The organism is Chryseobacterium ginsenosidimutans (assembly GCF_039536845.1).
In the GTDB taxonomy this organism is placed as follows: Bacteria; Bacteroidota; Bacteroidia; order Flavobacteriales; family Weeksellaceae; genus Chryseobacterium; species Chryseobacterium ginsenosidimutans_B.
This window is the reverse complement of record NZ_BAAAZJ010000010.1, coordinates 340,303-359,069: the sequence shown is the minus strand read 5'-3', so window position 1 is coordinate 359,069 and position 18,767 is coordinate 340,303. Positions and strand designations below refer to the sequence as shown.

Sequence of the window (18,767 nt, the reverse complement as noted above, 5' to 3'; positions counted from 1 at the left end):
ATCTCACGCAGCCCGACTTGAGTGGAGCTCTTTTTGTGATTGCGATTGCTGAAAAGTTCAACTTATTGATTCAGTTTCTTCGCAATGACAAAAAAGCGGGAACCCTTCGACTCCGCTCAGGATAAACTACAGGCGGAAATAGCTGCCCCAACAAATATTTGAAAGAAATGAGACCGAACCTAATGCCCGGTCTCAAGACATCAATTAACTAATTTTTTGATGAACTATTACTTATGATATTTTTGAGTTCTGACGTCTTTAATCACACCAGACCAGTTCATTCCATATCCGAAATCGTAGTTGTGACCTTCGGAATCTTTGTGTGTTTCCATATCATAAGGAACGTCTTCTTTCTGCTTTTCAACCGTCGCCATATTCGCAGGCATCTGAAGTGGAAGCAATCCAGAAGGTTCGTATTTTCCGGTCACAATATCCACAACTGCCTGATTGGATACATTGAAATTCATCAGAATTGCATCGGTGTGTATTTCAAATTCATTAAAAATCATCGGCTTGGAAGCTGTGATAGAAACGATAACTGGTTTTCCATTCATTGCTTTGTAAGCATTTTCTATGGCCAATAAATCTGTGAAATTGGTCGCTGTGGAAGTTTTGTTTTTGAACGTTCTGTCGTGTACATTTGGTGCAACAACTGGGTCTCCCGCTGCAATACTTTTTTCACGAGCTTCGGTTGCCGTGTACGTCTGATACTGAAGAGAAATCGGGACATAACCGTTTCCACCTTCTTTCGCGTCGATGTCGCTGTAACCACCTTCTTCACTGTGCGGACTTTTCACAAAAATCAAAGCGAAATCAGCTTTTGCAGGGTCGTCTGTGACGTTAAAATGTTTCTTCACTTTTTCGATATCGACAGGATATTCCAAAGATGGTCCGGTGTAAACTCCCCACCAGTTGAAGGTTGCAGGAGAATATCTTTTCGGAATGTAAACCGTTTTTCTTTCTTTAATCGGAAGAATATTGGCTTTGTTTTTCAACATCACGATAGATTTTACCTGAGCTTCGTAACCCGCTTTCATAAATTCAGGATTACCAACGATTTTCTTGGTTTCTTCAACGTTAACGTAAGGGTTTTCAAACAATCCGGTTCTGAAGAAATTTCTCAATAAACGAACAGCCGACTGCTCAAATTTTGCACGATACGCTTTTTCGCCGTGTTCTTTCACGCCCATTTGATAGGCTTCCAAAACAGGAGCTTTATCGTTGTTTCCTCCGAACTGGTCAACGCCGGCTTCCAACACTTTGTAATGACGTTCCGCGATGGATAATTTCTCTGCGCCCCAAGGTTTTCCGGCAAATCCTCCCGGAGATTTTGGTTCGTCTGCGGTGATTAACCAATCGGTGCAGACTACGCCGTCGTATTTGTATTTTCCACGGAGTAAATCGGTGATTAAGTATTTACTGTAACCGTTTCCAACGTTTTCTCCGTTTTTTGTATCTTGATTAAAACTAATCGTATAATAAGGCATTACCGCAGAAGCTTCTTTGGTTCCGCCATTTAATTTGAAAGCACCTTCCGTAAAAGGTTTTACGTGGTTCTGAAAATTATTTCCCGGATAAACCGCAAATTTTCCCATTGCCCAGTGACCGTCACGACCACCTTCCTCAGGTCCGCCTCCCGGCCAGTGTTTCACCATTGCATTTACACTTTTGTTTCCCCAACCGTTTTTACTTCCGATGGTTGTCTGGAAACCGTCGATGTAACCTCTCGCCATATCTGCCGTCAGTTCCGGGCTTTCACTGAAAACGTAAGCGATTCTATACCAGCGAGGTTCTGTTCCTAAATCGATTTGTGGAGATAAAGCGGTTGAAATTCCTAATGCTCTGTATTCCTGAGCGGCGATATTTCCGAATTTCTTCACCAATTCAGGGTCGAAAGTTGCACCCATTGCCAAACCGTCCGGCCAAAGAGAGATTTGTCCGCCTGCTCCTTCATTAAATTCTGCCGTTACGGTTGCAGAATGTCTCGGGTCTGTACTGTTGTTGGCAGGAATTCCTAATCCTAAACCTTCGATATAAGCCTGAATATTATTGCTCCATTTTGCAGCAATTTCCGGAGATTCTACTGTCGTTACCAAAACGTGACGAAGATTGTCTTCTTTCAGGAATTTCTTTTGCTGGTCTGTTAAATCAAAAGCTTTTGCACCGCTTTCTTTGTAAAACATTCCGTTGTATTTTCCTGCTCTGAAACCGTCTGCAGGAGCCGGAACCGATTGGTGACCACTGTACAACATTAATCCTGCAATCTGCTCAACGGACATTTTTGAAGCTAAATCTTTTGCTCTTTCGTCAACCGGAAGTCTCCAGTCTTCGTACTTGTCAAGCTTTCCGTTTTTGTTTAAATCTTTAAATTTATTTCCGCCAACTGTCAGAATTTTCACGCCTGAATCTGCAGAATACCCTAAAACCGGACCTTTGGAATTGGTTACAATCTGAATGTTTTGCGAAAATGCTGTTATTCCTAAAAATAAGGCTGCAATATTTAAAACTGTTCTTTTCATTGTTTTAAATTTTAGAAATTAAAGCTTACAGAAAACTGACCTGTTAATGGCATAATGTAAGTTCCCGTCAATAATTTTCCGTAGTATGGACTCGCATCGGTAATCAGTTCAGCACCATTGATGGTTCCGCTTGCTCCTCTTTGGTTCAGGAAGTTGATAACTGTTGCGCCAAGGTTGATGTTTTTATTAACCGTATAACTTACCCCACCAAAAGTTTCCCATCTTGGTGCGAAATATAAAGCGTTGGTAAGATTCGCGTATTGTTTTGAGAAATATCTGAAACTTGCCCAGAATCTCCACTTGTCAATCGTATAACTCGGGTCGATTTCCATCAACACTTTAGCAACTCCTAACACATTGTTGTCGTTGTAATCGTAAGCCGTTCCGAAAGCATTGAAATTGAATTTCTTATACACAGGATTCTGTAAAGTCAATAAATAATGCAGATTAAATCCTTTGAAAGGTTTTACCACAAAATCGGTTGTCCATCCAATAGTCTGAATATCGTAGTAGACCGTAACGTTTTGAGCCTGAGTTGTATTTGCTGGATTTACTAAGTTATATCTGTTCAGGTTGTTGTTCTTTTTTAGATAAGTCGCCTGAGAAATCAACTGGATGTAATCTGTGTTCCAGAAAACTCCCAAAGCTCCTAATGGACTTTTTATTTTATTGGTGTTCGGTTCAAAAGCCTGTGAATAACTTTCCAGTCTTCTGTTTTCTTCAGTATAAAGGAAATTTGCGATAACACCGAAGTTTTTACTGATGTTATAAGTTGCATTTAAACTTCCTGCAATCTGGAAAAAGCTTTGATTGATACTGTTAAATTGACTCGGGTCTGTGAAGTTGAAACCAACTGTTCTTGGCGTTAAAGAATACTCTCCGTCAATGATGTGATTTCTTAAATGTAACCCATAGCTTAAGTTGAAGTTATCTGAAACTTTCCACTCATCTGTTCCGTAAACTGAAAGTTTATTTTCTGTTCCGCTGTGGAATTCTCCTCCTGCATTGTAGTTATAAAAACCATCTGCATCTGTTGTCGGACCAATCAATCTTTGAGGTTGTGGTTCAACAGTCTGGAAGAAGAAAGACCTGTTTGAAGTGAATTTATCGATGTTATAATATTGTTCTAAAATACCAAATGTTACATTGTGATTCCCCAATTGTTTGTTCAATGAAAAACGTCCCGCAATATTGGTAATCGGTGTTTTTGGCGTGTGCATTGCCAGCTGAGTTCCGACTGCTCCCGTATAAGCTTGACCTGTTGAAGCAATCGTGTAACCCGAAGCCGCATCAGCATTGAAAATACTTAAAGGAATAATATTAGAAGACTTCGCCGTTGCAAAGTGTGCTCTGGTTGAAAATTTGAAATTCCAGCCGTTGTTTAGCAAATAATTACCGAAGATGTCGATGTTATGAGACGTATTTCTACTGTCGTTTCCATCCATATTTGCCCAATAAGTTTCACCGGAAAGGATGTCTTTCATTTTAATTTTTCCGTCTCTAACCACATAAGAATCTCTACCGATTCTGAAATTGTCGAGCTCGGTTACTTTACCTTCTGGCCCGTATTGGAAAACGGCATAATTGGTGATGCTGTAAGAATCTGCATATTTGTATTGAATCGAAATCTTTCCTTTATCATCATTGAAATATTTGGTAACACCCGCTCTGAAAATCTTTGTTTCATCAACATTTCTTGTAAAGCCAAGTTTGTAGGTACTTGGATCGAAGTTTGCAAATGCACCAACTGTGTATGTCCAGCCATTTTTAGAAATAGGACCTGAAGCGTTTACATCACCTTGCAGCCAACCGAAAGTACTTGTTGTGAACTTTCCTTTTAACTTAAAATCTTTAGTTCCGGTTTGAGAATAAGAGTTTACTGCAAAACCAAGGTCGCCCATTGTGTTGGCCAGCTGGTCCATTTTCAATAATCCGGTTTTTTCCAGGCCTACACTTTGCCTCCAGGTTTTGTTGGGAAGTTCCGGCCAGAAGAAGTAAACGGCAGGCAAGTCGTTTTCAAGAATGGTAATTCCGCCAACTGTTGATGGCAAACCGATATTCACGTCTCTTGGACTTGTGTTATTGGCTGCGTTCAACATTACGTTTCTGTTGTTATCTTCTTTTGAAGATGTGGTCACGGTTTTTACGCCTTCTTCAGTTTTTGTAGCTGATTTTACAGCGTCTTTTACAGCAAGACTGTCTGTTGTTTTCTCCTGACCAAAGGCTGTAGCAAAGGAAAGTATCAATCCTAATGCTGAAATTTTTAAAGTTGATTTTCTCATCGTACAATCAGTATAATTTCTTCTTTATAGTTTTAATATATTGTTTATCAGTGTTTTAATCTTTTTTTTATAGTTATATAAAGACATAGAAATACCCTGCATCCAAAATATTGATTGGATGAATCTTATTTAAATATTTATACCGGGTTGATTATGGTTAGCCGGCTTTCCTCAGCATTTGTAGTTTTGTGGCAATTTGTATTACAGAAACTTTTAATACATTTTGTTTCAGGCAATATCATTGAGCCTTAAAATCGAAATGATTTTTTGTCAGTACCAATTAAATTTCACTTTTTAAAAAAGGTGTTTTCAAATAAAATCAGATCAAAAAAGCATTTGTTTTCATTGTTTCTATATGAAGCATTACAATACTACATTATCTCTTTTGATTTACCAAAAAAAATATTAATAAAACTTAATATTGGTTTTAAATAATTGAATTTCAGTATATTAAATTTAATTATTTTATTAAAAAATCATTGATTCTACATGAAACAATGATAAAAATCATTCAAAAAAATCCCCAAAAACCAATTCAAGGAACCATATTTGTACTCACTCAAAAATTTTATCATTAAATTTGTAATTAATACATTTTCTACCAACAAATGGATTCCAAAGAATTAATTTTACAACGATCAGATGAGGCAAAAGAAATATTTATTCCTCATTTGTCTGCAGATCCTGTGATTTTCGGTTTTGATCAGAACGAGCTGAAAGTTCTTCTATTGAAAATGAATTACAGGAAACAATGGTTTTTACCCGGCGGATACGTTCGTAAAGACGAAGACCTTGATGATGCCGTTGTAAGAATTGTAAAAGACAGAGCCGGAATTACGGATGTTTACCTTGAAGAATTCGGAGTGTTTGGCAAGAAAAACAGAAGTGAATTTTATTTTGAAGATTTTGATGAAACGCTCTTTCACAAACAAAGATTCATAACGATAGGTTATTACGCATTATATAATCCGGATAGGTTCAATCTTACTACCGATGAATTCAGTGAGACTTGCGAGTGGGTTTATCTGAGTAAATTATCGGAAATTGAAATGGCAATGGATCACCGTGAAATTGTTGAAAAAGCTCTATTAACTTTAAGAGAAAAAATATCTCATAAACCAATAGGATACAATCTTTTACCGGAAAAATTTACACTTTCGGAATTACAGAAACTATATGAAGTCATTCTTGGAAAAGAGCTTAACAGAGGAAATTTTTACAGGAAGATTAAGAATTTGGGGATTCTGAAAAAATTAGACGAACGAAGAATGGGTGGGGCGCATAAAGCTCCTGATTTATATTCTTTTGATGAAGAGAACTATCTGAAAGCTTTGGAGAATGGCTTAAGCAGCTGGTAAAATGAAAATAAGCGCGGGAATTTTACTGTTTAAAAAAGAACAAGAAAAATTTTTTTATTTTCTGGTTCATCCGGGTGGGCCTTTCTGGAAGAATAAAAATATTGGTGCATGGTCAATTCCAAAAGGTGAAGCTTTGGAAGGAGAAGATTTGATAGACAGAGCTTTAATTGAATTTAATGAAGAAACTGGTAAAAAAGTTGATGGAGATTTTATTGAATTAAAACCAATAAAACAAAAAGGAGGTAAAACTGTTTTTGCATGGGCTTTGGAAGGTGATTTGGAAATGTCGGGTTTTCAGAGCAATATTATTTCTTTTGAATGGCCGCCGAAATCAGGAAAGACGATTGAAATTCCTGAAGTTGATCAATGGGAATGGTTTGTTTCAGAAGAAGCTAAAAGTAAAATAAATCCTGCACAGGCCGCATTTATTGTTGAACTTGAGGAATTGTTGAAATCAACATAATTTACATTATTTATCTTCTGATTCTTTTTTAAAACTCACAACTTCATAATTATCATCAGAACAATAATCTTTACAACTTTCATCAGTAAAAGATTCGGGAGCTTTTAAAAAGTCTTCGATAAATTTTGCGCTTTCATCTGTATTGGACGGAGTAATTATGATATGAAATAGTTTTAATACAGATTCATCTGCATTTTTCACAGCTTCTTTTTTGTGTTTTTTGGCTTCTTTAAAATTCATAATTTTTTTAATAGTAGTTTATGTTAATGAATAAACTATGCCATAAAGTATATTACTGATTTAATAATCAATATTGATGGTCATTCCCTGTGAAAAGTTTAACCGTAATGGCTTGATTTTAGATACCTGTTAATTTATTAATGTCAAAATTATCGGATCATGGAAAGGTTAAAAAAAATAGTTTTGAAAATTCTTAAATGGACAGGAATTTCGATAGCATCCATTCTTTTTTTGATGTTTATTATCCCGATTTTGTTTCCGGGAACGATTTCTGAACAAGTTAAAATATTTGCCAATAAACATCTTGCCGGAAAACTTGATTACAGAAAAACACATCTTACTTTTTTCAGACATTTTCCTTCGCTTACGGTTTCCGTAGACGATTTTTTGTTGAAAGGATCGAAACCTTTTCAGGAAGATACTTTATTGGCAGCGAAAGAAGTTGCAGTAGGAATTAATTTGAAAAATCTGATTTTTGACCGGCAAGTGAAAATCGACGAAATATATGTAACAGATGCTTATGCCAATGTTTTTGTGAACAGCGAAGGTGAAGCTAATTACAATGTTTATATTTATAAACCTTCTGGAAAACAGATAGATACAACGGAATCCGGAACTTCTATTAAACTGGATCTTATTAAATTAAAAAACTGGAATATCAAATATAATGATCATTCCGCCAGGGTTTTAGTTGATGCTAAAGGGCTAAATTATACAGGAAAAGGTGGTTTGAGTGAAGATATTTTTGATCTTACAACAGATCTTGATATTAACAAGCTCGATTTTAGCTTAAACAGAATCTATTACGCCAAACAAAAAACCTTACATGCAGATTTAATTACAAGAATCAATACAAATGCATTGACTTTTGTATTGAGGAAAAATGAATTAAGAATCAATGATTTGCCTTTGAAATTCACAGGTTTTATAAGTATTTTAAAAGACGGATATAATCTTGATATCAATGCAGCTTCTGAAAAAACAACCATTCGTGAAATGATTTCTGTGCTGCCTCCACAATATCTGGATTGGGCAAAAAATACCAAAATTGAAGGAAACAGCGATTTATTTTTCAGTTTGAAAGGAAGATTCAGTGAACCTAAAAATCTTAAACCAAGACTGAAAGCCCAATTACTTGTAAAAAATGGTTTTGTATCCAACGGAAAAGCTCCGGTTCCGATGAATAATCTTAATATGGATCTTAATGTGGATTTACCGTCGTTAGATACAGAGCAGCTAGGTCTTGATCTGAAGAATTTAAGCTTTAATCTTGGTCGGAACAATAATTTCAAAGCTGTTGTAAAAACGAAAGGTTTAAATGAAATGCAGATCAACGCCGACGTAAAAGGCGCTGTGAATTTACAGACCCTTGATCAGGCTTTGGGATTGGAAGATATTGACGCAAGAGGTTTAATGGATACGAATATTAAAGCAAACGGAATCTTTAGTTTAGATAAAAAATTATTCCCGAAAACAAATGGTTATCTCAATCTGAAAAATGGATGGTTAAAGACGAAATATTATCCAAATCCGATTCAGAATATCAATATTATTGCCAATATTATCAACACTGACGGTACTTTCAAGAGTTTAGGAGTGAAATTAGATCCATTCACATTTGATTTTGAAGGAAATCCTGTTTTCATCAATGCAGATCTGCAGAATTTTGAAGATGTTTTGTATAAAGTTCGTGCAAAAGGAGTTTTGAATGTCGGAAGAATTTATAAAGTTTTTGCTAAAAAAGGATTCGATGTAAGCGGGTTAATTATGGCAGATTTATCGTTGAATGGTCGGCAAAGCTACGCAACGACAGGTCAGTACAGCAAATTGGATAACAAAGGGAATTTAATTTTAAAAAATATAAAAGCCACAACAGAATATTTACCAAAATCTTTTTTCATAAAAGAAGGGAATTTCCAGTTTGAAAATGAAAAAATGTGGTTCAGGAAGTTTTTTGCGACGTATGGAAAATCAGATTTTGCTTTAAATGGTTATCTTTTAAATACCATTAATTATTTCATAGAAAGAAAAGGAACACTTCACGGGAAATTTGTTCTGAATTCCAATTATATTTTGATTGATGAATTTATGGCTCTGAAAAATGGCGACAATTCCGACAAATCAATAGAAGTTGAGTACGCAAAAGTTGAAAATCCGAAAAGCAGTGGAGTAGTAATTATTCCGAAAAACCTTGATGTTTCTTTGGAAGCCAATGCCAAAAAAGTTGAGTTTAAAGGTTTAGGTTTAAATCATTTAAAAGGACTTGCTTCGGTCAATTCCGGGCAGGTTTATCTTAAAAATACCTCTTTTGACATTATCGGAAGCCGTATGAATATTGATGCACGTTATCAGGATGAATCTCCGTTAACAGCCAATTATGATGTTGCTTTGAAAGTTCTTGATTTTGATGTTCAGAGAGCTTACAACGAAATTGATATGGTTCGTGAAATGGTAACAGCTGCAAAAAATGTAAAAGGAATCGTATCTTTGGATTATAAATTAAAAGGTGATTTTGATAAAAACATGAAACCTATTTATCCTTCTTTAGAAGGTGGAGGAGTTGTCAATCTTCGCGATGTTGAAGTTAAAAATTTGAAAATGCTTTCCGCAGTTGGTGATAACATTGGAGCAAAAGCTTTCGATAATCCTGATATGAAAGGCGTAAATATCGAAACTCATATTAAGAATAATCTGATTCACGTTGATAAATTTACCTTTAAAGTTTCTATTTTAAGACCAACAATCAGTGGAACGACAAGTTTTAACGGATTGCTCGATTTACGAATCAGGGTAGGAATTCTTCCCGGTGGATTGATTGGTTTTCCGGTGGTTGTAACAGGAACTCACGAAAAACCGAAAATTAAAATTTTCAGTAAAACCGGACAGGGAATTATTGACGCATTGTATAATAAGAAGACAAATAAAGTAATCCGGGAAGAAAGAAGAGCTGAGAAGAAAACAAGAAGACAACAGCGTAAAGAGAAACAAGCTCAGGAACAGAAAGCAGAAATGGCAGAAAAACAAATTAGTAAAGATCTTAAAGAAAAATAAAATTCAGGTAAAAAGTGAGTCAGTTAAGTTTATTTAATTCAGATGAATATTACCAGTTTCCGGAAGAATTGTTGGAATATACACCGCATTTTTTGTCTGAAAAAGAAGCTTCAAAGCTAGAAGAAAGATTATTGAATGAAACACCATGGAAGCAAAATACTCAGAAAATGTACGACAAAACGGTTCTCACTCCACGTTTGACGGCTTGGTACGGTAACAATAGTAAAGCTTATCATTTAGGTGGAAACGAATTCATTGTCAATCAATGGTCGCCGGAATTGCTAAACTTAAAACTCAAGATTGAAAAATTTTCCGGCTACAAGTTTAATTCTGTTTTACTCAATTTATATCGTGACGGAAATGATTCTGTTGCTTGGCATCGAGACAAAGAAAGCGAATTGGGAAATCGCCCTGTAATTGCTTCTTTAAGCTTGGGACAGACAAGAAATTTCGATTTCCGGAATGTTGACAATCATCAGAAAAAATACAGTTTGGCGTTAAAGAATGGCTCGTTACTGATTATGAAAGGTGATTTGCAGGTCAATTGGGAACATCGTATCGCAAAATCAACAAAGCAAATGAAACCGAGAATAAACCTCACATTTCGGCTTATCCGTGAATTATAGTATTCTCAATTTTCAATAAATGAGTTAATTTTTTCATTATTAAAAGAATGTTGAAAATTTAATTTTATTAATGATAAATTGGCAAAGAAATTGTGTATAAGTAATTGAAACTATTAAAAACAACAGCTATGATTTCTTATTACGATTTTAAAAATATGCCGGATCAGGCGCAATGCAGTTTCGTTATCAATGAAGGACGTATAATGAGTGAAAGAACCGTCAATACAGTAAAATATGTTCTTTATGAAGTTTCATACTTTACAGTTGAGATGATTTATAATACCTTAAATAATAAGACAGAAATAATTAATGTGTTTCAAAATAAAGGCGCATACGCAATCCAGTAAATATTTTTTTCGAACGAATCAAAATTTATCGCTATAAATAAAAAGAACAACTTTTATCAGGTTGTTCTTTTTTTATTTTAAGTATTTCCAAAAGATAAATTATTTATTTTAACTGCAATATCTAAAACAAAAAATCCCCAGAAAGATTCTGAGGATAAAAACTAATAACCATGAAAACTCAAATTAAACATGAGTTATTTTTCTATATTAAAATATTGTGCCATTAATCTTTCAACAAAAAAAAATTAAGGTTATTTAAGAATTTTTAAGAAAAAATAATAATATTCTGTCTTGGCACAGTTTCTTCTCTATCTATACAACTTAAAAATATAAGATCATGGCACACAAAAATTTTAGAAAAGAAGATTTTGTACAGGATGAATCAGGAGAATATAAAGTGGAATTTCAAAAAGGAAATATCGGTGAAGGTTCCGATCTCATTGTAGAAAGACAAAAAGAAGATGGTGAATACGAAACATTGCAGGCTGAAATCCACCGACACGGCGAAAGTATCTTTGTTTCCTGGAGCGAACCGTTCAATGGACGGGTAATTTTTGACGAATAAAATTTTCCCGCTTTATTTATAGAGTGGGGATTTTTTTATCAGGTTGCTGTCGTTATATTCATACATAATTTTTTTATTATTAAATTTGAGATTCTCATGCGAAAGGAAAACTCTACCAATTCTATCAACGAAAAAGCTCTGAAGGATTTTTGTAATGCTTCAAAGACTTTGACAATGATCAGCGGACGCTGGAAACTTTCTGTTTTGTTTAAATTGTTGGAAAATGATACACATTATTCGGATTTTAAAATCCTTTTGCCTGAAGTGAGTGACAGAACACTTTCTAAGCAATTACAGGAACTTCAGAATGATAATTTGATTTCAAAAGAAAAAAATAAAATTTCTTCCGTTTATTCATTGACAGAAAAAGGTCGAAAGCTTCATAAGATTTTAACTTTGCTTTCAGATTTTCCATGTTAAAAAAATTAACCGAAATCTACATTTTCCAGAAATTCAATAACCTCACCGTTCGGACTGTAAACGAGACTGTTTTTCACATATACACTTTTATATTTATTAATTAAATCCAGATGAAAAACTCCCTCACTTAGATCTTTTGCTCCATATTCAAGAGCTTTTTCCATTGCTTCTTCTGCATTCTTTACTGTAAAACAGATATGGAGCAAGGCATTTTCAACATATTCATCTTCTTCTTCGCGTTTTCTTCCCTGGGTTGGAATGTCTGAGTTTTTATCGCATATTTCAAGGTAATAATTAATTTTTTTGTTATGAAGCATCGCACATTTTTCTAAATTAAAGTCAGGTAAAGACCAATCATGAACAACCTCAAATCCTAGTTGGCGATAAAATAAAACGGTATTATCAAAATCCTGCGCTTTGATGGAGACATGATGAAACGCTGTAATATTTTCTGTTAATTCCATTGTAATTCTTTTATTCAAAGGTAAAATTCGTTGTAATGAAAAGAAACAACTTACAAAATTGTTAGTTGATGAAAATATTTCTATGTTTTTGAAATTAAAGTTTAAAATATTCTTTATGGCATAATAATAGGTTGATGGTAAGTAATTAACCAAAACCACTCACAAAATGAAATCAAATAATATAGTACAAAGCCTGAAAGGAAAAACAGTCGTCATCACCGGAGGAAGCAGTGGAGTAGGGAGAGCAACAGCTGAAGCATTCGCGTTGGAAGGCTGTAATATCGTAGTTGCAGCAAGAGGAAAAGAAGGGTTGGACGAAACGGTTGCTTTATGTAGAGATTTAGAGGTTTCCGCAATGGCTGTTCCTACAGATGTATCGATTGCAAGTGATGTTCAGAATCTTGCAAATAAAGCATTGCAATTCAACGGAAGAATCGATATTTGGGTGAATAATGCAGGAGTAATGGCAAGCGGAAAATTCGAAGAAATTCCGATGGATCTGAACGAGCAGGTCATTAAAACCAATCTTTTTGGCTATATGCATGGAGCTTACAGTGTTCTGCCGATTTTCAAAAAACAAAATGAAGGAATTTTAATTAATAATGTTTCGATTGGAGGTTTTATGCCTGCTCCTTATAGCGCAGTTTATTCTTCAACAAAATTCGGAATTCGCGGAATGATGGAATGTCTTCATGGCGAAATTTCAGATTTTCCGGAAATTCATATTTGTAATCTTTATCCTCAGATTCAGCGTTCTACGGGAAATATGCATTCTGCAAAATATTCAGGACTTGATTTTAAAATTCCGCCGTTTGCAGCTGATCCGAGAGATACTGCAGCGAAAATGGTTGAACTGGCAAAAAATCCAAGAAAAGATTTGTTCCCGGATTTTACCTCGATGATGATGAAAAATCTGTACGGATTATTTCCAAAGCCGATTATTAATACCGCTTCCGCAGCGATGAGACTGCTAATGAAAGTAAAAAATGCTCCTTCTGATTCCGGAAATGTATTAGAGCCTTCTTCAGAACCTCACAGAATTTATGGTGAAACCATATTTCCGATTCCTTCCAGAAAGACAAAAATTGCGATGGTTGCAGGACTTGGATTAGGTTTGGCTTATATGTTTATTAAATTTAAATCTTCAAATAATAAAGCCCGAATTTAAAATTAATTGAAACATAAATCTTTTATATTAATTTAAAAATTAAGTAAATTGTGCTAAAGAATTTTTTGAATAAATGACTTTACACAAAATCTCTATAGTCGCCCTTTCTGTTTTAGGTATTGCTTTTCATGCGCAAAGTAAAAAAGAAATGGCACATCTGATTCAGAAGGAATTTCAATTTGCAGAAAAACAATATAAATTTTTACTTAAAACTGTTCCTCAGGACAAAATGCCACAATCTTATAAAGATGGAAAACTTGTTACGAAAGATATTTCCTGGTGGTGTTCAGGGTTTTATCCCGGTTCGTTATGGATGATTTATGAACAGACCAAAGATTCTGAGATTAAAAAAGAAGCTGAACGAACTTTAAAAATCATTGAACCCAATAAAACTTTTACAAGAGATCATGATCTTGGTTTTATGATGTTTTGCAGTTTCGGAAATGCATACAGAATCACTAAAGATCCAAAATATAAAGATATTATTTTGACTTCTGCGGAATCCCTTTCTACAAGATTTCGTCCGGGGATGCAGGCTATTTTATCTTGGGATAAGATGGCGGATTTCAAAGGTCCCGTCATCATTGATAATATGATGAATCTTGAAATGCTGAATTGGGCTTCACAAAACGGAAACAATAAAAGGTTGGGAGAAATCGCTGTTGCTCACGCCAATACAACGATGAAAAATCATTTTCGTCCGGATTACAGTTCGTATCATGTGATTGATTATGATGTGAATACAGGTGAGGTTTTAAATAAAAAAACTTTTCAGGGATATTCCGATTCTTCGGCTTGGGCGAGAGGGCAAGGTTGGGCTTTATACGGTTATACAATGATGTACCGATTTACAAAAGATGAAAAATATTTGACTCAGGCTCAAAATATTGCAAAATTTATTCTCAATAATCCTACATTGCCGGAAGATAAAATTCCATACTGGGATTTTAATGACCCAAAAATTCCAAATGTTCCGAGAGATACTTCTGCGGCAGGAATTATTGCCTCGGCTTTGTTAGAATTAGGTCAATATTCAAATGGTAAGGAAAAGAAAAATTATATAGATACAGCAAAACAGATGTTGATGAGCTTATCCAGTGAAAAATATCAGGCGAAATTAGGAGAAAACGGAGGTCTTTTATTGATGCAAAGTACAGGCGGACTGCCTTTGAATTCTGAAATTGATGTCCCATTGATTTATGCGGATTATTATTTTCTGGAAGCTTTAAAACGATATAAAGACTGGTATTTATAAGTTTCGGGCAAATCGAAGATTTGCCCGAAACTATTTTAAGTAATGATTTTAAACATATTCAAAGAAATTAATTTATTATTTGGTGCATAATTAATTTTAAACTGATACTTTTGTGTCAGTGAATTAGTTGATGGGAATTTAGAGGTAAGAAATTATTTTAATCAATATAAAAATGATCAAAAAACCTTTACACAATTTCCATATTCCCGTAATGGGATTAGCCTACACGATAGACAGCCCTATTCGTGTGGCACAGTACGGAATTTCTTCCGTAATTTCTATAATTGATGATGAGATTATAGAAAAGATGAAAAATTTTTACAATAAGAAGTTTAATCTGGATTACTCAAGTATTTCAAGCAAGATTGACGACTACCGAGCCAAAAGAATTACTGCTTATCTCGACTTGGTAGATGATATCGTGAACGAAAAATTTGAAGCATTTAAAGAAGAAATTTCAAAAAACAAAACAGCTCTGAAAAATTTTATGGAGATGCTTCCGAATACTTCAGAGTTGAGAATAAGTCTGCAGAATTTCCTGAACCAAAGGGAAAATGTCACTTCAACAATTAAAAATTTTATTGAAAATCATCTTTCTCCTGGAAATATCGATGTCAATATTATGACTAAAGTTGATAAAGATAATTTTAAGAATAATGAGCAATTACCTGTAATCTATAATGATGCTCATGCGTCTTTACGCGGTTTTGCGAACAGCAAACTATCTTCTTCAATGGTTCTTTCTGCAGGAATGAATCCTCGTTTGTACAGCTATATCGAAGAATTTGATGATTTTTTTCCAGACGAAAGTGGATTTCTGAAAAAGAAAATTATTTTGAAAGTCAGTGATTTCCGTTCTGCGATGATACAGGGAAATTTTTTGGCTAAAAAAGGACTTTGGGTTTCCGAATACAGGATAGAATCGGGATTGAATTGTGGTGGGCATGCTTTTGCAACAGAGGGTTTGCTTCTCGGACCTGTTTTGGAAGAATTTAAACAAAGAAAAGATGAATTAATTCAATCTGCATATACTTTAATGGGTAAAGCTTTGGAACAAAAAGGAAAAAATACTGTTTCCAAACCCTTGGACATGAAAATTACAGTTCAAGGTGGAGTGGGAACGGCAGAAGAACATGATTTTCTTTTAAAAACATATGATGTTGACAGCATTGGTTGGGGTTCACCATTTTTGCTGGTTCCGGAAGCAACTTCGGTTGATGATGAAACAAGAAAATTACTTTTAAAATCAAAAGAAGAAGATTTTTATCTAAGTAATCTTTCACCTTTGGGGGTTCCTTTTAATACGGTAAAAGGGACTTCAAACGAAATTATCAGACATGAAAAAGAAAAGAGAAACCGTTTTGGAAGTTCGTGTCCGAAAAAATTATTGGCTTTAAGTAAAGAATATTCTTCGGAGGGAATTTGTACAGCTTCAAAGAAATATCAGGAGATTAAATTTGCAGAACTGGAATCTGAAAAGGAAAATATATCTTTCAAAACATTTCAAAAAAAGAGAGAAAATATCACCGAAAAAGCATGTCTTTGTGTCGGTTTGGTAAATTCGGCTTACATGGAGCAAAAATTGGAAATAAAAGGTGAAAAGCAGGGAGTTGTGATTTGCCCGGGACCTAATTTGGCATTTTTTGATAAGGAAGTTTCTCTTTCGAAAATGGTAAAGCATATTTATGGAAAAGAGAATATTATTTCACATAAAAATCGCCCGAATATGTTCATAAATGAACTGAAAATGTATGTTAATCACCTGGAAAAAGAAATTAATGGTTCTATAGAAAACTTTACTCATTCTCAAATAAAAAAATGGAAAACATTTAAAGAAAATCTTTTAGAAGGAGTTAATTACTATGAAAATATTCTTGAAAATACTTTTTTCTTTAAAACAGATTTGGATATAAATAATCAACTACAGGAATACAAATTGAGATTATCTAAAATTAATATTCCTCAAATTTAACAAGTTTTAGTTCGAATTCATTGTTTTGGTAAATAATTTTATCTGTGTTAAAAATTATATAAGCTTGATTAAAGTTTTTAGGATTTTCCATAGATATAAAAATTAATTTTTGTTGAGAACCTTAATAAAATATGGCATTAAAGCTTATTCTTTAAATTGGCTGATACAATTTTATATTATTGAAATATAGCAAACTAAATATTTTAATGAATATTTTTTTCGAAAACATTTTGTCAGAATCCAAAAACTCTCTATATTTGCACCACTAAAAAACAACAATGTAATTGGAGTTTTTGGAGAGATGGCAGAGTGGTCGATTGCGATAGTCTTGAAAACTATTGACTGTAACAGGTCCGGGGGTTCGAATCCCTCTCTCTCCGCAATTTGGAGAAACAAATAAAATCAAAAGTCTTTAAATCTTAGTGTTTAAAGGCTTTTTCGTTGTTTGAGATTATCAAAATATATCAAAGAAAAACAAATTGAAAGTGAGTAATTCGGTGAGTAGCCGGAAGTATCATTTTCTACTCACCGAATAACAGGTAAACAGCCCATTCATCGATTGAACATCTTGTAGGTTTTAAGATTCGCAAATACATTACTAATCTTAAAAATCTAAAGTTATGGAAATCTACAGCTTACTTTTCTATGCAAAAAAAGTCAAAAACAATCCTGGAATTTCTACCATTTATTTACGGATTACTATTTCGGGTAAAAGAACAGAAATTTCGACAGGGCAGATTATTAAAACATCACAATGGGGTATAAAGTCAGGAAAAATAACAGGCAATACTCCCAATGCAAAACAATTAAATTCTTTTATAGAAGGAATAAGAGCAAAATTATTTGAATGTTATAATAATTTGTTCAGTGAAGGTAAAGAAATAACCTGCGAAAACCTGCGGAATAAATATCTGGGAATTGAGGAAAGAAAGTTTACACTCATTGAGGTTTTCAAAGATCATAATACGAAAATGAAAGAGCTGATAGGAAAAGAATTTTCTAAGGGAACATGGGAGAGATATGAAACTTCATTATGGCATACACAGGCATTTATGAAGTGGAAATTTAATATTACTGATATTGATGTCCGTCATATTAATTCCGGATTCGTTGCCGATTATGAGTTTTATTTGAGAACTGTAAGAGACTGTTCCAATAATTCTGCTGTAAAGTACATTAAGAATTTTCAAAAGATTATAAATATCTGTCTTAGCAATGAATGGATGAACAAAAATCCCTTTGTAGGCTATAAATCCAAAATAGAAACGGTAGATGTAAGATTTTTAACTGATTTGCAGTTAAGGAAAATCCAGTCAAAGAAATTCATTTCTGAAAGGTTAAGTATTGTAAGAGATATTTTCGTATTCTGTTGTTTTACAGGTTTAGCCTATATCGATGTTAAGAATTTGACAAAACTTAAAATTACCAGAGAGATTGATGGAGGGTTATGGATAAAGACCAAAAGGGCTAAAACAAAGATTGAAGCCAGTATTCCCATATTGGCTGATGCACAAGAAATTTTAAAGAGATATAAGGACCATCCAAAATGTATTAATGAAAATGCAGCCTTACCCGTTCTTAGTAATCAAAAAATGAATGAATATTTAAAAGAGATTGGAGATTTATGTGAAATAGATTTTGATATTACTTTTCACACCGCAAGGCATACCTTTGCTACAACTGTTACTCTTAATAATGGGGTACCATTGGAAACTGTCAGCAAGATGCTTGGGCATACCAATATTAAAATGACACAACATTATGCAAAAATACAGGATAAAAAAATTGGCAAGGATATGTCTGTATTAAAAAATATATTAACCAAAAGAAAAAAGGTCATTTAAATCTGTGAAAAGATATTTCCGGAATTTCTTTATTTTCTATTCCCATTTTCTACAATTTTAAAAATAAAGTTATCTGATCCATTTTATGCAGAATTTCTGGATAAAGATTAATCTACGCAAGTTTTTTTACTCCTCTTCGCTCTACAGATTAATTTATATCAGGATTTGAAAATGGGTTGTAAAATAATAAAAT

15 protein-coding genes and 1 tRNA gene are annotated in these 18,767 nt (G+C 33.9%); 12 read left to right on the top strand and 4 right to left on the bottom strand.

Going from position 1 to position 18,767, the window contains the following annotated elements; all coding sequences use genetic code 11:
- Window positions 1-227: 227 nt before the first annotated feature.
- Together ABD745_RS13630 and ABD745_RS13625 are read right to left on the bottom strand one after the other, a co-directional pair.
- Window positions 228-2,519, bottom strand: coding sequence for a glycoside hydrolase family 3 protein (locus tag ABD745_RS13630; RefSeq protein ID WP_344830817.1), 2,292 nt, complete (start codon window positions 2,517-2,519; stop codon window positions 228-230).
- 11 nt (window positions 2,520-2,530) lie between these two features.
- Window positions 2,531-4,801, bottom strand: coding sequence for a TonB-dependent receptor (locus ABD745_RS13625; protein WP_344830815.1), 2,271 nt, complete (start codon window positions 4,799-4,801; stop codon window positions 2,531-2,533).
- Between the two features lie 608 nt (window positions 4,802-5,409).
- Between ABD745_RS13625 and ABD745_RS13620 the strand changes: the two genes are divergently transcribed.
- Both ABD745_RS13620 and ABD745_RS13615 read left to right on the top strand, forming a co-directional pair.
- The gene (locus tag ABD745_RS13620; RefSeq protein WP_344830812.1) at window positions 5,410-6,159 is read left to right on the top strand and encodes an NUDIX hydrolase; all 750 of its coding nucleotides are present in this window, start codon (window positions 5,410-5,412) and stop codon (window positions 6,157-6,159) included.
- A 1-nt stretch (window position 6,160) separates the two neighbouring features.
- Window positions 6,161-6,622: an NUDIX hydrolase gene (locus tag ABD745_RS13615; RefSeq protein ID WP_344830809.1), complete on the top strand. Its 462-nt coding sequence runs from the start codon at window positions 6,161-6,163 to the stop codon at window positions 6,620-6,622.
- 6 nt (window positions 6,623-6,628) lie between these two features.
- Here ABD745_RS13615 and ABD745_RS13610 read toward each other — a convergent pair whose 3' ends face one another.
- Window positions 6,629-6,862, bottom strand: a complete 234-nt coding sequence (locus tag ABD745_RS13610; RefSeq protein ID WP_344830807.1) for a hypothetical protein — start codon at window positions 6,860-6,862, stop codon at window positions 6,629-6,631.
- A 159-nt stretch (window positions 6,863-7,021) separates the two neighbouring features.
- Here ABD745_RS13610 and ABD745_RS13605 point away from each other — a divergent pair, with 159 nt between their 5' ends.
- The 5 genes from ABD745_RS13605 to ABD745_RS13585 all read left to right on the top strand — a co-directional run bounded on the left by ABD745_RS13605 (window position 7,022) and on the right by ABD745_RS13585 (window position 11,871).
- On the top strand, window positions 7,022-9,913 hold the full coding sequence (locus ABD745_RS13605) for an AsmA-like C-terminal region-containing protein (protein ID WP_344830805.1): 2,892 nt from the start codon (window positions 7,022-7,024) through the stop codon (window positions 9,911-9,913).
- A 14-nt stretch (window positions 9,914-9,927) separates the two neighbouring features.
- Entirely contained in the window at window positions 9,928-10,539 is a 612-nt protein-coding gene (locus tag ABD745_RS13600; protein ID WP_344830802.1) for an alpha-ketoglutarate-dependent dioxygenase AlkB family protein, read from the top strand.
- A gap of 128 nt (window positions 10,540-10,667) precedes the next feature.
- Entirely contained in the window at window positions 10,668-10,886 is a 219-nt protein-coding gene (locus ABD745_RS13595) for a hypothetical protein (RefSeq protein WP_047400810.1), read from the top strand.
- 337 nt (window positions 10,887-11,223) lie between these two features.
- The gene (locus tag ABD745_RS13590; RefSeq protein ID WP_344830797.1) at window positions 11,224-11,451 is read left to right on the top strand and encodes a glutathione synthase; all 228 of its coding nucleotides are present in this window, start codon (window positions 11,224-11,226) and stop codon (window positions 11,449-11,451) included.
- Between the two features lie 96 nt (window positions 11,452-11,547).
- Entirely contained in the window at window positions 11,548-11,871 is a 324-nt protein-coding gene (locus tag ABD745_RS13585; RefSeq protein WP_344830795.1) for a winged helix-turn-helix transcriptional regulator, read from the top strand.
- Window positions 11,872-11,876: 5 nt separating this feature from the next.
- On the opposite strand, the gene ABD745_RS13580 is transcribed toward ABD745_RS13585, so the two are convergent.
- A complete protein-coding gene (locus ABD745_RS13580) occupies window positions 11,877-12,335 on the bottom strand; it encodes a VOC family protein (protein WP_344830792.1) in 459 nt (152 codons plus the stop codon).
- A gap of 166 nt (window positions 12,336-12,501) precedes the next feature.
- Here ABD745_RS13580 and ABD745_RS13575 point away from each other — a divergent pair, with 166 nt between their 5' ends.
- The 5 genes from ABD745_RS13575 to ABD745_RS13555 all read left to right on the top strand — a co-directional run bounded on the left by ABD745_RS13575 (window position 12,502) and on the right by ABD745_RS13555 (window position 18,574).
- Window positions 12,502-13,503 carry an SDR family oxidoreductase gene (locus ABD745_RS13575; protein ID WP_344830789.1) on the top strand — a complete coding sequence of 334 codons (1,002 nt, stop codon included), beginning with the start codon at window positions 12,502-12,504 and terminating at the stop codon, window positions 13,501-13,503.
- A gap of 73 nt (window positions 13,504-13,576) precedes the next feature.
- Window positions 13,577-14,758, top strand: a complete 1,182-nt coding sequence (locus tag ABD745_RS13570) for a glycoside hydrolase family 88 protein (protein ID WP_344830786.1) — start codon at window positions 13,577-13,579, stop codon at window positions 14,756-14,758.
- A 172-nt stretch (window positions 14,759-14,930) separates the two neighbouring features.
- Window positions 14,931-16,730: a hypothetical protein gene (locus tag ABD745_RS13565; protein ID WP_344830783.1), complete on the top strand. Its 1,800-nt coding sequence runs from the start codon at window positions 14,931-14,933 to the stop codon at window positions 16,728-16,730.
- A gap of 295 nt (window positions 16,731-17,025) precedes the next feature.
- Window positions 17,026-17,110, top strand: a tRNA-Ser gene (locus ABD745_RS13560).
- Window positions 17,111-17,350: 240 nt separating this feature from the next.
- A complete protein-coding gene (locus ABD745_RS13555; RefSeq protein WP_344830780.1) occupies window positions 17,351-18,574 on the top strand; it encodes a site-specific integrase in 1,224 nt (407 codons plus the stop codon).
- Window positions 18,575-18,767 lie beyond the last annotated feature (193 nt).